Genomic DNA, 15,762 nt, shown 5'->3' with positions numbered 1-15,762 from the left:
TGTTCTCAAAGGTCCGCCAAGGTAAAATAAATTTTAAACGGTTCTTTGACTGCTTTTTCTTTTCATAAAGTGGATTTTTTTACTATACTTATTAGTAAATAGATGTGAAAGGAGAATTAAGATGAAGGAAGTACAAATTGACGAGCTCCAAGAATTGCTTAATTCTTTTGCGAACAAAGACGTCTATATTCATCTAGAAACAACTAATGGCGCTTATGCTACACATTTTAATGAAAAAGTGTTCAATGCTGGAGCTTTCATTCGCAATGCGAAAATCAAATACGAATTAGCAAAGGTTATTAACGATACTCCACACCGTGTCGGATTGAAAATGGAACGTGGTTGGGTTTACGCACAAGGGATAACTCACTATGAACTGGATGACAAAGGCCGTTTATTAATGGCTGGATTAGACTTTACAGGAAAACTTGCTGTTGCACTAGAAATTAGTGAAACACCATTTTCTTATTAAGGAGTGGATTAAGAATGACATTACAACCACAACGTCAAATTTTAGTTGTCTTTCCTCATCCAGACGATGAAGCATTTTCATCAGCGGGTACGATTAGACTTTATCGTAATATGGGTGTCCCTGTTACATACGCCTGCTTAACACTAGGTGAAATGGGTCGCAATCTCGGTAATCCCCCATTCGCTACACGAGAATCTTTGCCGGAAATTCGCCGCAAAGAATTACAAGCCGCGTGTGAGTTTATGGGTATTGAAGATTTACGAATGATGGGACTGCGCGATAAAACAGTTGAATTTGAAGATGATGAAAAAATGGTCAAACTGGTAAAAGACTTAATTGATGAGTTAAATCCATCATTAATAATTACCTTCCTGCCGGGATATGCTGTCCACCCAGATCATGAAGCAACTGCACGCGCAGTAGTTGAAGCTGTACGACGCATGCCAAAAACGATTCGCCCTACAGTTTACGCTGTCGGCTTTGCAAACAATACATTAGCAGACAAAGGTGCTCCCCCTGTTGAAATTGATGTAAGCAGCGTAAAACAAGATAAATTAAAAGCCCTCCAAGCACACGCTTCCCAAACTGCTTGGATGATTGAAGAAAACACAAAACGTGTTGATGAAGGTCAGCCAATGAGTGATAGTTGGCTGCATTATGAAAGATTTTACATTGTAGATTTTGAAGATTAACCATTATACTTCATAACATTGGTATTTTTTCTAATTATTGAAGTCGTCTCAGTTAATATGAGGCGGCTTCTTTTTTATTAATTTTGGGCATAAATATACATATATAATCAGCAATTTTTTGTAAATTAAGACGTTTTCCAATCCTTCAAATACCATTTTATTCATTTTCCATACAAATGAAAGTTTCTGAATACTTTTTCTTTATCAAAACATATTTACATTTGCATATACTCCCTTTATATTGTATAAATATTCAACGAATAATTTTAGAAGAGGTTATGACAATGAAAAAGTTCACTTCATATACATGGGTCCTCTTTATCCTACTTTCAGTAATTGGTGTCTTCCTATTTATTACACCAATTGGTACTGATGATGGTTTAAAGGTCCCGATAACAATTTTGGCTAACTTATTGGCAGGTAAAGTTGTTTCATTTATTCATTGGTTCGCATACATCATATTTATTGTTGCTGCGGTAGGGTCTGTCATGTTTCAATTCATTCCAGAAAAAAATGAACGTACTTTAGCTGACTCTTTATTCCGAGTAAACTGGTTTTGGACGGTAATGCGCATTTTAGCCGTAGTTTTCGCTACTATGTATTTGTTCCAAGTAGGTCCAGAAAGCTTCACTAGTGAAAATACAGCAGGCTTGTTATTAGCACCAGATGGCGGATTAGTTACAATGATGTTTACGTTATTCTTATTTGCTGGTCTATTACTTCCATTATTAACTGATTTCGGATTACTAGAGTTTTTCGGGTCTATGATGGTAAAAATAATGCGTCCTGTTTTTAAAATTCCTGGTCGTGCGGCAATTGACTGTTTGGCTTCTTGGGTTGGAGATGGAACAATCGGTGTTCTTCTTACGAATAAGCAATATGAAGACGGAAACTATACTGCTCGTGAAGCTGCTACAATTGCAACAACATTCTCAGTTGTATCAATTACGTTCTGTTTAGTTGTTGTAGAAACAATCGGCATTCAAGACTATTTCTTCGAGTTTTATGGAACTGTTATTGTTGTAGGGTTAATTTTAGCATTTATCATGCCTCGTATCTTCCCGCTAAAACATAAACCAGATGTATTATTTGATGGCTCAAAGCCTAATGAAAAGCAGGAAGATATTCCAGAGAACTTTAATGCAATTACATTCGGCTTGCACAACGCGTTAACAAAAGCGGAAAGCAATAAAAACTTAGGCCAAGTTTTGCTATCAGGGTTTAAAAATGTGCTGGAAATGTGGTTTGCCGTAACACCTATTATTATGGCGTTCGGTACGATTGCACTTGTGCTCGCCGAGTTTACAAGCTTCTTTGAAATTTTAGGTATGCCATTTGAGCCTATTTTAGCACTGCTGCAAATTCCAGAAGCAGGGCAAGCTGCACAAACGATGATTGTTGGCTTCGCTGATATGTTATTGCCTTCTATTTTAGGAGCCGATATCGAATCAGAATTAACTCGTTTCTTTATTGCAACAATTTCCGTTACACAATTGATTTACATGTCTGAAGTTGGTGGATTAATTTTAGGTACGAAACTCCCATTAAAACTTTGGGATTTATTTATGATTTTCTTAGTCCGTACATTAATTTCAATTCCACTAATTGCATTGATTGCACATATTTTATTCTAATTTCTCAAGGGACTGGCAGCTGTCAGTCCCTTTTTTATTCCACCATTATGTAATGTTAAAAGAGTTTTCACAATAAAACGTTTTCATTTTATAAATTTTTTGAATTCAATAAAAATTTGTGAAAAAGCGCGATTTTTTATGTTAAAATGAATAAATGTTTTAAATAACGGAGGTTACCAAACGATGGAAGTTGCAGACACTAGATCCCTTGCAGTGGAAAATATTTTAATTGCACATCATCTATTGAAAGATGTCGTTTTACATACACCACTTCAAAAGAATGACTATTTATCTGAAAAATACGGTGCGAACATTTATATTAAACGTGAAGATTTACAACATGTTCGTTCATTCAAATTGCGTGGTGCATATTATAAAATCAAAAAAATTGAGGATGCTGCTCGTACTAGCGGCGTTGTCTGTGCAAGTGCTGGCAACCACGCTCAAGGTGTTGCTTTTGCTTGCGCTCATTTAAATATTAAAGGTGCTATTTTCATGCCTTTAACAACTCCAAAACAAAAAGTCGACCAAGTTCGTATGTTTGGTCGAAACAATATTGAAATTATTTTAGCCGGGGATACTTTTGATGATTCTGCCGCTGCTGCAATGGAATATTGCGAAGAGCATAACATGATTTTCATCCACCCGTTTAATGATATAGACATTATCGCAGGTCAAGGTACTGTTGCTGTCGAAGTATTAAACGACATCGAAGAGCCGCTTGACTTCATTTTTGCAGGAATTGGCGGCGGTGGTCTCATGGCCGGCATTTCAGCTTACGTAAAACATATCTCACCCAATAGTAAGGTTATCGGTGTTGAGCCAGCAGGTGCTGCTAGTATGAAAGCTGCATTCGAAAATGAAGGTCCAATAACTTTGGATAAAATCGATAAATTTTGTGATGGCACAGCCGTACAATGTGTTGGATCTACAACTTATGAAATATGCAGAAATTATTTGGATGACATCGTGCTTGTTCCTGAGGGCAAAGTAAGTACAACGATTCTAGATTTATATAATAAGCATGCCATCGTTGCTGAGCCATCTGGAGCGCTTCCAGTTGCAGCACTCGATTTATACGCTGATCAAATTAAAGGAAAAAGTGTTGTCGTTGTCATTACTGGTGGAAATAATGACATCAGTCGTATGCAGGAAATTAGAGAGAAGTCTTTACTATATGAAGGCTTGCTTTATTACTTCATCGTAAGCTTCCCACAACGTGCTGGAGCATTACGTCAATTCCTAACAGTTGTGCTCGGTCCAAACGACGACATTACTACATTCGAGTATACAAAGAAAAATAACAAAGAAAGCGGCCCTGCACTAGTAGGAATCGAAGTAAGCAAACCAGAAGACTACCAAGCCCTAGTCGATCGCATGAGAATCAATGGCTTCGAGTTTAAAGAAGTAAATAAGGATAGCACATTATTCGGATTGCTAGTGTAAAATGAATTTAGTTACGCACTCGATTTTTGGATCGGGTGCGTGTTTTTGTTTTGGCATTAGGTTTATGTGCGAGTTCCTGGACTTTATGTGCGAATTCTCGAACTTTATGTGCGATTTTTCGAGATTTATGAGCGGTTTTAGAGAATTTATGTGCGGTTCCTCATTATTTATGTGCGTTTTTCTATAAACGTTAGAATATTGTCCGGTATCCGGTACTTTCGGTCTTTTCTTATACCTTCATATTCTAGATTTAAATTAGAAACTAAACGCTTAACAGCAAATCGCGATCCAATATTTAAGTAATTTCTAAGATCATAATTCGTTATCCATTCACTATGTAGATGCCTGTAGTCATATAACGCCTCATATAATGCGTCTTTATTTTTCGCTTTACACATAGGGCAAATAAAATTGCCGTGCTCAAATCTCATAACTGATTTATAATTACAAGCTTTACATAAAACTCCCTTGCGCAGCTTATTTTTATCAATCTTCGGGTCCCATATTTTCCGCTTTCTAATTGCCAGCAAATGGTTTTTTAATATCTCCAATTTATGTGGCGAGATTTGATTCTTTTGATACTTTGCAAATAAATTATATACATACGTTTGCAATCCACTCACATGAAATATAGCTGCATTATTAGGGGTATCTCCTATAACCGTAGAAGGCTGTGTTAGAATAATTGCGTACTCAATTGGTAATGCTATTTCCCATTTCATGAAAATACGTTTGAAAAATCTAACATGACGCTCGATTTGATCAACCGGATTCGAATACCCATCTTTTGTACCATCTAACCGAGTTCTCATAAACTGATGCTTTTTTTGATCAAAATCAATTCTTCCACCAATATTTTTTATTTCCAATAATAAAATAAAATTCTGACTAGCAAAGATCGTATCAATTTGATGTGAATGTTTCACTTCATTCTCAGTTTCAAAATTATGGAACAAATAATATTTTGATGGGATTATAATTTCTTCCCATTCGCGGTCTACATGCATCTCACCTTCATAGCCATACTTTATGGTTTTATACTGATTTCTGAAATATTCATAATCCATATCCTCTTCATCCAACCGACGCATTAATATTTCTAACATAATCATTTTATTGGAACTCTCTCGCTCTAAAACTATCATCTATCCCCCTCCTTGCCCCCCTATTTTATTACCCTAAAACTATTTGAGACAAATCTCATAAATATTAATTTCACCTTCATTTACTAAGATGAAAATTAAATTTTCAACAACTTCAAATTATCTTCTTTCTTATAAAAAACAAGTAAGAACACAATTTACTTGCAGTTCCTACTTGTTTATGAAAATCAAATTTCATAACCTACAAAAAAAATTGACCCCAATTGTTAAATTGGAGTCAATTTTATATTTGTTTACTTTTATTATCCCAACAACGCTCTATCAGAGTTCATTTTTTCTCCGCGGATTTTTTCGAATTCTGACATTAAGTCTGGGATAGTTAGGTTTGGTTTTTTGTCTTCATCAATCGATAAAATGATTTGGCCTTTATCCATCATGATAAGGCGGTTTCCTAAGTCAATTGCTTGTTGCATGTTATGGGTAACCATCAATGTCGTTAAGTTCCCCTCTTCAACAAGCTGCTTCGTTAAATTCGTAATGAGTTCTGCTCGAGATGGGTCAAGTGCTGCTGTATGTTCATCCAACAGCAATATTGCGGGTTTTGTAAATGTTGCCATTAGTAACGACAACGCTTGTCGTTCCCCACCTGAGAGCATCCCTACTTTTGCATTTAAACGATTTTCTAAGTTTAAATGTAGCTTTTCCAATGACGTTCTGAAAAAGTCACGGCGTTCGCGATTCACTCCACCACGGAAGCGGCGCTTTGCATTTCTTGAGTAAGCTATCGCCAAATTTTCCTCAATCGTCATAGATGGTGCCGTTCCTGCCATTGGATCCTGGAACACACGACCAATAAATTGAGAACGCTTATACTCTGGTAGCTTTGTCACTTCTTTGTCATCAATTGTTACTGCACCGAAGTCAGGAGTAAGTGCTCCTGAAATCATGTTCATCATTGTAGACTTACCGGCACCGTTACTTCCGATAATTGTAACGAAATCACCAGGTGCCAAGTGAAGATTAATATTATCTAAGGCAATTTTTTCATCTGGTGTACCTTCATTAAAAATTTTGTTAATGCCTTCTAATCTAAGCAAGGTGATTCCCCCCTTGCGCTACGTTTTGTTGACTAAGACGTTCAGCACGCCGTTTTTCTTTACGCTTTTTCTCGCGGCGTTTTTCAATCATTTGTGGAATAACTAAAGCTAAAATAACAATAACTGCCGTAATTAACTTCATATCAGAAGTATCCAACCATTCGATACGAAGCGCAACCGCATATATGATACGATAAATAATTGCACCTGCTACTACAGCAATTGTTGTACGGAAGATTGTCTTTGTTCCAAAAATCGCTTCCCCGATAATAACAGAAGCAAGACCAATCACAATCATCCCAATCCCCATATTTACATCTGCAAATTTCGAATATTGAGCGATTAAAGCTCCAGAAAATGCAACTAAGGCGTTTGAAAGCCCAAGTCCTAATACAATTAAAGAATCCGTGTTTGCTGAGAAGCTTCGAATCATTCGTTTATTATCACCTGTTGCACGGATCGCAAGCCCAACTTCTGTTTTTAAGAACCAATCGGCAATTAATTTAATAATTAGAGTGATAATTAATACTACTAATGCTATTCCCCATGTAGATGGAGCTGATTGGAAGCCTAATGTATTTTTCACGAAGTTTGTCATTACGTCATCAATGCCTAAAGTACTCCAAAAAGCATTGAATTGCGAAAAGATTGTCTCTGAATTCATAAGTGGAATATTTGGGCGAACAATTGCATTTTCTGCAGATAACCCCATGATTCGAAGATTGATTGAATACAATGCAATCATCATTAAAATCCCTGAAAGAAGTGGATTTATTTTTCCTTTTGTGTGTAATAGTCCTGTCATACATCCTGCAATAAATCCAGCAACAATTGCTAATAACGTAGCTAGTATTGGGTTGTAGCCAAGTGCAATCATTGTTGCCGCAGTAGCTGCCCCTGTTACAAAGCTGCCGTCAACCGTTAAATCCGGAAAATCTAACACTCGGAATGTTAAATACACTCCGAGCGCCATAATTGCATAGATGATTCCTTGCTCGACCGAACCGAACAATGCTGCAAACATAATGAATCATCTCCTAACTAACTTCAATATTATTCGTAAACTTCTGCATTCCAAGTATCTTTAATTTCAAGACCTAGGTTATCTGCAGCTGATTTATTAATAAGTAATTTTAAGTTTGCTGGGTAAGCTGCTGGAATTTCTGCAGGTGTTGCTTCACCATTTAAAATTTTCACAGCCATTTGTCCCGCTTCATAACCGATATCATAATATTCAAAACCGTAAGCACCTAATCCACCGCGTTTTACTGAATCAAGTTCTCCAACCATTAAAGGAAGTTGGTTTGCATTTGCAACGTCAATTACTGACTCTAATGCAGATACTACCGTGTTATCCGTAATGATATATAAAGAATCTACTTGACCAATTAAAGATTCAGTCGCTTGTTTTACTTCTGCTGAAGTTGAAACTGGTGCTTCAACTAGTTCTAGGCCAGATTCTTCTAATAAGGCTTTTACTTGTTCAATTTGTGCAACAGAGTTTTGCTCACCAGTGTTGTAAACAGTACCAACTTTTTTCGCGCCTAATTCATCTTTAAGGAATGCTACAGTATTTGCAATTGTATCAGGATGTAAGTCTACAGTCCCTGTTACGTTGCCTCCAGGAGCTTCCATTGATTCTACTAATTCTGCTCCTACAGCATCTGTTACAGATGTGAAAATGATTGGAATATCAGATGTTGCACCTTTAACTGCTTGAGCGGATGGAGTTGAGTTAGCAAAAATTAAATCAACACCTTGATTTACTAAGTCTTGTGCAATTGTCGTATTCATACTTTGATCATTTTGAGCGTTTTTATCAACGAACTCTATGTTTAAACCAGATTCTTCAAGAGCTGCTTTAAAACCTTCTGTTGCAGCATCTAACGATGGATGCTCAACAATTTGTGTAATCCCGACTTTAAATGACTTTGCATCAGTTGGCTGTTCTGTATCTGTGTTTGTACCTGAGTTGCCTTCTGTTGATTCAGTAGATGTTTCATTACCGCCGCCACATGCAGCTAGTAAAAGTACTAAACCAAATAGTAAGAACGAAAGCTTTGCCATACTATTTTTCATGTAAACTTCCCCCTTATTTCTCTCAAATAAGATTTATAGACTCGTTTTTGAATAAATTTCTTTACCTATTTAATAATTCAAAAAAGTTTGAGTTTATCGATATATTACATTGCTGCAACATGATAGTCAACAACATTAAGAATGTTCTGAATATAGTAAATTCAAATTACTACATTAAAAATATTAATTTGGCGCTTTAAACCGTTAAAACATTGAATTCCTGTAAAGAAATTATTATGTTAATAAAATTTTAAAATTTTGTCTATTTTTCGACATTTTTCGCATCTTTGTAAAACTTCTAGCCTATACCTCTTACCTTTTAATAACAATTTGACATAGTAAAAGAATTATTATAGTATATTATTTTGTGTTCAGTCACCGTGGTTCGAAACCATCCCACGAAAAAAAACTAAGGAGAAATGAATATGAAAGTGAAGTTTTTAGCGACTACCGGGATTATTGCTGCGCTTTATATAGCGGTTACCCTTTTAGTTGCACCATTTGGTTTTACAGAGATCCAATTTCGGGTTTCGGAGATGTTTAATCACTTAGTGGCATTTAATCCACGCTTTATGCTAGGCATTGTTATTGGTGTATTTATTTCAAATTTATTTTCACCATTGGGCGTATACGATTTAGTGTTTGGTGTTAGCCACTCTATTATCACTCTTACAATCTTTATTTTGATTTGTAAGTTTGTGAAAAACACATTATTGCGCATGATCATTAATACGTTTTTATTTACTGTTACAATGTTCATCATTGCCTTCGAATTAAACTTAGCACTAGAATTGCCATTCTTATTGACATGGTTTACATGTGCAGTAGGCGAATTCGTTGTATTAGCTGTTGGGGTGCCAATTATGCATCTTTTAAATAAACGTTTAAACTTCAAAGATTTAGTTTAATTTGTATTTTGCCGGGAGCTTTATGTTCTCGGCTTTTTATTTTAGAGCTTTATAAGACGTTGAAACCAAATCCCACTACAATTTTTCAGAAAACATTGACAACAAGAAAAATTAAGTCTACAATTCTAGTTAACAAAAATTGTTCGTATACGGTAGCAGGTTGCGGGAGCGCGACCACCGTTTGAGCAAAGCAGAGTTTAGAAATTAGATGAGTATAGCTGAGAAAAATTGATGAATAAGAATAGTAGCAATATAGTGTTCTTAAGAGAGCTAGTGGTTGGTGTGAACTAGTGCACACATATTGTGAATGGGCCTTATGAGAGCAACTAGCGGCAGTTAGTTGACGTCTTTCCTACGTTATAAGGAAGTGTTTTTCGTTTACTTAAATTCGGGTGTTAATTCACCTATTCGTAAAGAAAAACACACCAAGGTGGAAGTAAACAATGCTTCAACAGAGGTGGCAACGCGGTCTATTATCGTCCTCTACAAAAGGGATTTCCTTTTGTAGAGGACTTTTTTATTTTCCGCAAAAGCCCCCCTCACCTAAAGTTTCATTTATCTAACCTGCTAATTTATGATTTTGGGAGGATGAGTTTAGATGAGTATTCAATTATTTACAAAAACTGTGAAGCAAAATGAAAGTTTATCGTATGATGACATGATTCAAGCTGCCGAGCTCGTATTTAATGAGGAAACACCACAAGAAGATATTGCAGCTTTTTTAGTTGCCTTAAGTGAAAAAGGCGAAACAACTGAGGAGATTGCAGCCCTTGCAACTGTTATGAAAGCTAATGCCACTTCAGTACCCGTCCCTAATGGTGCTTATATTGACAATTGCGGAACTGGCGGCGACGGACTAAAAAGCTTCAACATTAGTACAACAGCAGCATTCGTTCTTGCTGCAAATAATGTTTCCGTTGCAAAACATGGCAACCGCAAAATTTCAAGTGCTTCAGGCAGTGCAGACGTGTTGCAAGCATTGGGCATCCATACAAACTTTACTATTAATGATTCTGTTGATTTGTTAAAACAAGAAGGTATTACCTTCCTGTATGCTCTAAATGTTCATCCGAAATTAAAACGCATCGGTGAAGTTCGCAGGGCGATTGGAAAACCAACTATTTTTAATATGGTTGGTCCTCTTACAAATCCAGTTAATTTAACAACTCAGCTTGTCGGCATTAATCGCCCTGAGTTTGTCAGCGAATATGCCGAAGTTCTTCGTATTTTAGGTCGTGAACGTGCAGTTGTTGTTTCTGGCACACAAGGTATGGATGAAGCATCACTCGATGGCGAAAACAAGCTTGCTCTCCTTGAAAATGGAGAGATTAAAGCTTTCACCTTAAATGCTGAGGACTACGGATTATCTGCTGTCTCTGTTAGCGCACTTATTGGTGGAACTCCAGAAGAAAATGCTGTTATCTTGCGTGATTTACTAAAAGGAAAACAAAGTCCTTACTTTGATGCTGTTTTATTAAATGCTGCAATTGGTTTCTTTGCCTACGGTTCAGCTGCATCTATCAATGAAGGTATTGATATGGCCCGTGACAGCATTATGTCTGGCCGTGCATTATCAAAACTAGACGCAGTGGTGGAATACAGCCAATCCATTTTAAAGGAGCGCATACGATAATGACCATTTTACAAACGATTTTAGATCATAAGGAAACTCTACTCCCTACTTTAATGGCAAATGAACCTATGTTTAACGTTATACAAAAGTCACGTCCATCCCTATATGATGTGCTGCGAAAATCCGATACGCTGCAAATTATTTCAGAAATGAAACGGGCTTCCCCTTCTAAAGGCTTGATTGCAGAAGGCGCCAACCCTGTAGAGCAAGCAAGGAAGTATGCAGATGCAGGTGCTGCCTGCATTTCTGTTTTAACGGAAGAAAAATTTTTCAAAGGATCTTTTCAAGATTTAGTGGATATTGGAAACTATGTTGAAATTCCAATTTTAAATAAAGATTTCATCATTCATGAGGTGCAAATAGATTACGCAAAAGCCGCTGGTGCATCTGTCATCTTACTTATTGTTGCTGCACTTTCAGACAAAAAATTAAAAACTTTTTATGATTATGCGAATAATTTAGGGCTTGATGTTTTAGTAGAAGTTCATAACGAAGAGGAGCTGGATCGCGCATTAGCTATTCATCCTAAAATTATTGGTGTAAACAATCGCGACTTAAAAACATTTAATGTTGATTTAGCTCAAACCGAAAAATTAGCACAAAAAATTACCGCTTATGAAGATATAGCATTCATTAGTGAAAGTGGCATTTGGAATGTAGAGGATGCAAAGAGAGTTGTCAATGTCGGGGCACGTGGTGTACTAGTTGGTGAATCACTAATGCGCAGTGGGGATGTAGAAAAAGCTTTAAAATCATTGCAAATTCCCTTACCTGTAAATGTGAAGGACGTGTAGTAATGGTAAAAGTAAAAATATGTGGACTTATGGAAGAAGAACATGTTCAAGCTGCTGTTGATGCTGGTGCCACTTGGATTGGCTTTATGTTTGCTCCTAGTAAACGCAAAATTTCCATTGAACGTGCTGCACAACTTGCAAAGTTAGTCCCTTCCCATATCAAAAAAGTTGGTGTTTTCGTTAACCCAACTGAACTACAAGTTCGAGAAGCGGTAGAAGAAGTTGGTCTTGATTATGTCCAATACCATGGCACGGAAGATGCTCAGTTTATAAAATACTTAGGCTACCCTTCTATTAAGGCGTTCTCTGTTAGAAGCTATGAAGATGTTGAAAGAGCAAGTAAATATGACGTTGACTACTATCTATTTGATGCACCAGGCACAGACTTTTCTGGTGGCAGCGGCCATGTTTTTGATTGGTCATTGCTTGATCAGCTTTCTATCCCGAAAGACCGCCTCATTCTAGCTGGTGGACTTAAGTCTGATAACGTTGAACGGGCCATCGCTCAAGTAGAGCCCTTTGGTGTCGATGTATCAAGCGGTGTTGAACGAAATGGCTCTAAAGATAGCGAGTTAATAAAACAATTTATCGAATTGGCAACAAATGTTCAGCTGTTGCCTTAAACATAACCAATGAAATCTACGACAATCTACACGAAAGTCGTAAAGGAGTGAATGAAAATGACAACAAATAATTACACCGACCAAAGCTCAGTAGAAATAAAAGGCAGGTTTGGACGTTTTGGTGGACAATTCGTACCGGAAACATTAATGACCGCGCTGCAAGAACTAGATGAAGTGTATGACAAAGTTAAAAATGATGAATCGTTCCAGAAAGAGCTTCGTTACTATTTAAAAAATTATGTTGGGCGCGAAACTCCCCTTTATTTCGCAGAACGTTTAACTAATACTATCGGCGGCGCAAAGATTTATTTAAAGCGTGAGGATTTAAACCATACAGGGGCTCACAAAATTAATAATGCTCTTGGGCAAGCACTTCTTGCAAAACGCATGGGTAAGAAAAAAATTGTTGCCGAAACAGGTGCAGGTCAGCATGGAGTAGCAACGGCTACCGCATGTGCGTTACTTAACCTTGAATGTATCGTTTACATGGGAGCGGAAGATGTAAAACGCCAAGCATTAAACGTATTCCGTATGGAGCTGCTTGGAACAAAGGTTGTTGCAGTAGATAAAGGCTCTGCAACGTTAAAGGATGCAGTGAATGAAGCATTGCGCCACTGGGTAACAAATATTGAAGATACACATTATATTTTAGGTTCTGCAATGGGGCCCCATCCATTCCCTACAATTGTTCGAGATTTCCAACGCGTCATTGGAGATGAAACGAGATCCCAAATATTAGAGATTGAAAATCGTCTGCCAAATGCAGTAGTTGCATGTGTTGGAGGAGGAAGCAACTCCATTGGAATGTTCTATCCATTCATAAAAGATAAAGAGGTTGCACTATACGGTGTAGAAGCAGCTGGTAAAGGAATCGAAACTGGTCAGCATGCCGCAGCTATTCAAGGAGGGCAAACTGGTGTTTTACACGGTGCATTTATGTACCTATTACAGGATGAAAACGGCTTTGTTCAAGAAGCACATTCGATATCAGCTGGCCTTGATTATCCAGGTGTAGGTCCAGAGCATTGCCTCCTTCATGAAAGTGGCCGTGCAACCTATGGCACTGTCACAGATGATGAAGCGTTGGAAGGTGTAAAATTACTTAGTCGTACAGAGGGTATTCTTCCTGCCCTCGAAAGTGCACATGCCATCCATTTCGCGGCAAACCTTGCCAAAACAATGGCGTCTGATGATATTCTAGTAATTTGTTTATCTGGACGTGGGGATAAAGACGTGCATACAATTTCAGCTGCACTTGGAGGTGACCTAGCATGAGTCAATTAAAACAAGCCATTTTATCAGTTACTGCTGCTGGTGATAAAGCGTTCGTTCCTTATATCATGGCCGGTGATGGCGGCTTAGACAAATTACAGCCTACAATTTTAAAGCTTCAAGAACTCGGCGTAACGGCCATTGAAGTCGGCATCCCATTTACTGATCCTGTTGCAGATGGCCCAACGATTGAAAGAGCTGGAGAGCGAGCATTAGCAAATGGTACGACTTTACGTAAAGTGCTTGAAACATTAACCGGTTTTGCTGATCAAATTACCATTCCACTTGTTGCAATGACATATCTAAATCCAATTTTAGCTTATGGTGTGGAGAAATTTGCTCATGATGCAAAGCAGGCAGGCATTCGCGGTGTCATCATTCCTGATATGCCGCTTGAAGAAAGTGGCATCGTCCACCCAGCCTTAAAGAATGCCGAAATCGCCTTGATACAGCTCGTTTCATTAACAAGTACTCCCGAGCGAATTGAACGTTTGACTAAAGCTAGTGAAGGTTTTATTTATGCAGTTACTGTTAACGGTATTACAGGTGCTCGTTCTAGTTTTGCAGGCTCGCTTGATGACCATTTTAAACGAATTCAAACTTATACAGACACACCTGTTCTAGCTGGGTTCGGAATTTCTGCACCAGAGCATGTTAAAAATTTCGGCTCGTTCTGCAGCGGCGTTATTGTTGGCAGTAAAATCGTCGATAGCTTAGCAAATGGTGATTGGGATATCATTGAGGAGCTCGTGAAGGCTTCAAAGGCTTCTGCTGTAAAGTAAGTTGAATAGTTGAATTGTTTCCGGAACATCGTTAAATTTCTTATCGATGTTCCCTTTTTATTGTGGAACCCCTTTAATAATGGAAATTTCAAAAAAGGAGCTCTAATACTTCTGGAGCTCCTTCACTGCTATTATGAAATTGACTTTCTCTCTAATTTTCTTCTTAATTTATTTAACATATCCACTGTCATTTTCTCTAAATCATATTGCGCCTTAAATCCCCATTGCTCTGCTGCTTCAGACGAATCAATGGAATTTGGCCAGCTATCCGCAATCGCTTGGCGCACTGGGTCTACATTGTAATTTATTTTAAATGATGGAATATGCTTTTTAATTTCAGCCGCGACTTGTGACGGCTCAAAACTCATTGCAGAAATATTAAAGGCATTACGGTGTTTTAATTTTGAACCGTCCGCCTCCATTAAATCAACAATCGCTTGCAGTGCATCTGGCATATACATCATATCCATATACGTACCTTCTGCAATATATGAAGTATAATGACCCTGTTCTATCGCTTTGTAATATATATCCACTGCATAATCAGTTGTACCCCCACCAGGAGGCGTTGCATACGAAATTAAACCCGGGAATCGAACACCGCGCGTATCTACCCCAAATCTTGTGAAATAATAATCACATAAAAGTTCCCCCGCTACTTTATTTACTCCATACATCGTTGTAGGTCTCTGCAACGTATCTTGAGGTGTATTGTCCTTGGGTGTAGATGGACCAAAGGCACCGATTGAACTTGGGGTAAAAAATTGCATCTTTAATTCTTTTGCAACCTCAAGTGCATTCATTAAGCCCCCCATATTTAAATTCCAGGCAAACAGTGGATTCTTCTCAGCTGTTGCAGAAAGCAAGGCAGCCATATGAATCATCGTATCTGCACCAAATTGATTGGCAAGCTCATACATGCGCTTCCCATCTGTTACATCGAGCACTTCAAATGGTCCATAGGAATATTCTTCTCTAATATCTGTAGCTAACACATTGTCTTCTCCATATATATCTCGTAATTTTCCGACTAATTCCGAACCAATTTGGCCTAACGCACCCGTTACAAGTATCCTTTTCATTTTGCTCCCTCCTCTGATGAAAAACAAATGTACATCTGAAAAGTACATTAAAACATTATCAAATCAACGTTTCAAGTGGATTTCATTATAACTCGTTCACCATAAAAAGACAATATAAAATTCACTTTGCCTGTTCCTCTTACTA

At 37.6% G+C, this 15,762-nt stretch carries 15 protein-coding genes, 1 riboswitch and 1 other annotated feature; of the genes, 10 read left to right on the top strand and 5 right to left on the bottom strand.

Translation table 11 applies throughout. The features are described 5' to 3' along the window. Positions 1-121: 121 nt before the first annotated feature. The 4 genes from EKG35_RS04645 (at position 122) to ilvA (ending at position 4,244) form a co-directional block, all read left to right on the top strand. Positions 122-472 carry a YojF family protein gene (locus EKG35_RS04645; RefSeq protein WP_126293221.1) on the top strand — a complete coding sequence of 117 codons (351 nt, stop codon included), beginning with the start codon at positions 122-124 and terminating at the stop codon, positions 470-472. 14 nt (positions 473-486) lie between these two features. Further along, a complete protein-coding gene (gene bshB2, locus EKG35_RS04640) occupies positions 487-1,164 on the top strand; it encodes a bacillithiol biosynthesis deacetylase BshB2 (RefSeq protein ID WP_126293219.1) in 678 nt (225 codons plus the stop codon). A gap of 284 nt (positions 1,165-1,448) precedes the next feature. After that, positions 1,449-2,798, top strand: a complete 1,350-nt coding sequence (locus EKG35_RS04635; protein WP_126293217.1) for a YjiH family protein — start codon at positions 1,449-1,451, stop codon at positions 2,796-2,798. 183 nt (positions 2,799-2,981) lie between these two features. Continuing rightward, positions 2,982-4,244 carry a threonine ammonia-lyase IlvA gene (gene ilvA / locus EKG35_RS04630; RefSeq protein ID WP_126293215.1) on the top strand — a complete coding sequence of 421 codons (1,263 nt, stop codon included), beginning with the start codon at positions 2,982-2,984 and terminating at the stop codon, positions 4,242-4,244. A 167-nt stretch (positions 4,245-4,411) separates the two neighbouring features. Here the strand turns inward: ilvA and EKG35_RS04625 are convergent, their stop codons facing one another. From EKG35_RS04625 to EKG35_RS04610, 4 genes are all read right to left on the bottom strand, one after another. Further along, positions 4,412-5,389 carry a nuclease-related domain-containing protein gene (locus tag EKG35_RS04625; RefSeq protein ID WP_126293214.1) on the bottom strand — a complete coding sequence of 326 codons (978 nt, stop codon included), beginning with the start codon at positions 5,387-5,389 and terminating at the stop codon, positions 4,412-4,414. Between the two features lie 260 nt (positions 5,390-5,649). Then, positions 5,650-6,444, bottom strand: coding sequence for an ABC transporter ATP-binding protein (locus EKG35_RS04620; protein WP_126293212.1), 795 nt, complete (start codon positions 6,442-6,444; stop codon positions 5,650-5,652). Beyond that, positions 6,437-7,468: an ABC transporter permease gene (locus EKG35_RS04615; protein ID WP_126293211.1), complete on the bottom strand. Its 1,032-nt coding sequence runs from the start codon at positions 7,466-7,468 to the stop codon at positions 6,437-6,439. Before EKG35_RS04615 ends, EKG35_RS04620 begins: the two co-directional genes overlap by 8 nt. A gap of 29 nt (positions 7,469-7,497) precedes the next feature. Continuing rightward, positions 7,498-8,523 (bottom strand): ABC transporter substrate-binding protein, encoded by a 1,026-nt coding sequence (locus EKG35_RS04610; RefSeq protein ID WP_126293209.1) that lies wholly within the window; start codon positions 8,521-8,523, stop codon positions 7,498-7,500. 374 nt (positions 8,524-8,897) lie between these two features. After that, positions 8,898-8,942: riboswitch (PreQ1 riboswitch) on the top strand. A 6-nt stretch (positions 8,943-8,948) separates the two neighbouring features. Here EKG35_RS04610 and EKG35_RS04605 point away from each other — a divergent pair. The 6 genes from EKG35_RS04605 to trpA all read left to right on the top strand — a co-directional run bounded on the left by EKG35_RS04605 (position 8,949) and on the right by trpA (position 14,535). Then, a complete protein-coding gene (locus EKG35_RS04605) occupies positions 8,949-9,431 on the top strand; it encodes a QueT transporter family protein (RefSeq protein ID WP_126293207.1) in 483 nt (160 codons plus the stop codon). A gap of 222 nt (positions 9,432-9,653) precedes the next feature. Continuing rightward, positions 9,654-9,918 (top strand) — a binding site (T-box leader). A 111-nt stretch (positions 9,919-10,029) separates the two neighbouring features. Next, complete coding sequence (trpD, locus tag EKG35_RS04600) at positions 10,030-11,064, top strand: anthranilate phosphoribosyltransferase (protein WP_126293206.1); 1,035 nt, start codon at positions 10,030-10,032, stop codon at positions 11,062-11,064. After that, positions 11,064-11,858: an indole-3-glycerol phosphate synthase TrpC gene (trpC, locus tag EKG35_RS04595; protein WP_126293204.1), complete on the top strand. Its 795-nt coding sequence runs from the start codon at positions 11,064-11,066 to the stop codon at positions 11,856-11,858. Before trpD ends, trpC begins: the two co-directional genes overlap by 1 nt. A 2-nt stretch (positions 11,859-11,860) precedes the next feature. Then, positions 11,861-12,481, top strand: coding sequence for a phosphoribosylanthranilate isomerase (locus EKG35_RS04590; RefSeq protein WP_126293202.1), 621 nt, complete (start codon positions 11,861-11,863; stop codon positions 12,479-12,481). A 57-nt stretch (positions 12,482-12,538) separates the two neighbouring features. Beyond that, on the top strand, positions 12,539-13,756 hold the full coding sequence (gene trpB, locus EKG35_RS04585; RefSeq protein ID WP_126293200.1) for a tryptophan synthase subunit beta: 1,218 nt from the start codon (positions 12,539-12,541) through the stop codon (positions 13,754-13,756). Next, on the top strand, positions 13,753-14,535 hold the full coding sequence (trpA, locus tag EKG35_RS04580; protein WP_126293199.1) for a tryptophan synthase subunit alpha: 783 nt from the start codon (positions 13,753-13,755) through the stop codon (positions 14,533-14,535). The genes trpB and trpA overlap by 4 nt, the downstream gene beginning before the upstream one ends. A 131-nt stretch (positions 14,536-14,666) precedes the next feature. Here the strand turns inward: trpA and EKG35_RS04575 are convergent, their stop codons facing one another. Continuing rightward, entirely contained in the window at positions 14,667-15,617 is a 951-nt protein-coding gene (locus EKG35_RS04575; RefSeq protein ID WP_126293197.1) for an L-threonine 3-dehydrogenase, read from the bottom strand. Positions 15,618-15,762 lie beyond the last annotated feature (145 nt).

It is taken from the genome of Lysinibacillus telephonicus (assembly GCF_003966145.1).
Taxonomy (GTDB): Bacteria; Bacillota; Bacilli; order Bacillales_A; family Planococcaceae; genus Ureibacillus; species Ureibacillus telephonicus.
Note: the sequence above shows the minus strand (reverse complement) of the source record. Positions and strands in the feature narration are given on the sequence as shown.

Excerpts from the sequence above, each read along its gene's own strand:
- EKG35_RS04645 (WP_126293221.1), top strand. The coding sequence starts at position 122 with ATGAAGGAAGTACAAATTGACGAGCTCCAAGAATTGCTTAATTCTTTT.
- ilvA (WP_126293215.1), top strand. The coding sequence starts at position 2,982 with ATGGAAGTTGCAGACACTAGATCCCTTGCAGTGGAAAATATTTTAATT.
- EKG35_RS04590 (WP_126293202.1), top strand. The coding sequence starts at position 11,861 with ATGGTAAAAGTAAAAATATGTGGACTTATGGAAGAAGAACATGTTCAA.
- EKG35_RS04610 (WP_126293209.1), bottom strand. The coding sequence starts at position 8,523 with ATGAAAAATAGTATGGCAAAGCTTTCGTTCTTACTATTTGGTTTAGTA.
- trpA (WP_126293199.1), top strand. The coding sequence starts at position 13,753 with ATGAGTCAATTAAAACAAGCCATTTTATCAGTTACTGCTGCTGGTGAT.
- trpD (WP_126293206.1), top strand. The coding sequence starts at position 10,030 with ATGAGTATTCAATTATTTACAAAAACTGTGAAGCAAAATGAAAGTTTA.
- EKG35_RS04635 (WP_126293217.1), top strand. The coding sequence starts at position 1,449 with ATGAAAAAGTTCACTTCATATACATGGGTCCTCTTTATCCTACTTTCA.
- trpC (WP_126293204.1), top strand. The coding sequence starts at position 11,064 with ATGACCATTTTACAAACGATTTTAGATCATAAGGAAACTCTACTCCCT.
- EKG35_RS04575 (WP_126293197.1), bottom strand. The coding sequence starts at position 15,617 with ATGAAAAGGATACTTGTAACGGGTGCGTTAGGCCAAATTGGTTCGGAA.
- bshB2 (WP_126293219.1), top strand. The coding sequence starts at position 487 with ATGACATTACAACCACAACGTCAAATTTTAGTTGTCTTTCCTCATCCA.
- EKG35_RS04625 (WP_126293214.1), bottom strand. The coding sequence starts at position 5,389 with ATGATAGTTTTAGAGCGAGAGAGTTCCAATAAAATGATTATGTTAGAA.
- EKG35_RS04615 (WP_126293211.1), bottom strand. The coding sequence starts at position 7,468 with ATGTTTGCAGCATTGTTCGGTTCGGTCGAGCAAGGAATCATCTATGCA.
- EKG35_RS04605 (WP_126293207.1), top strand. The coding sequence starts at position 8,949 with ATGAAAGTGAAGTTTTTAGCGACTACCGGGATTATTGCTGCGCTTTAT.
- trpB (WP_126293200.1), top strand. The coding sequence starts at position 12,539 with ATGACAACAAATAATTACACCGACCAAAGCTCAGTAGAAATAAAAGGC.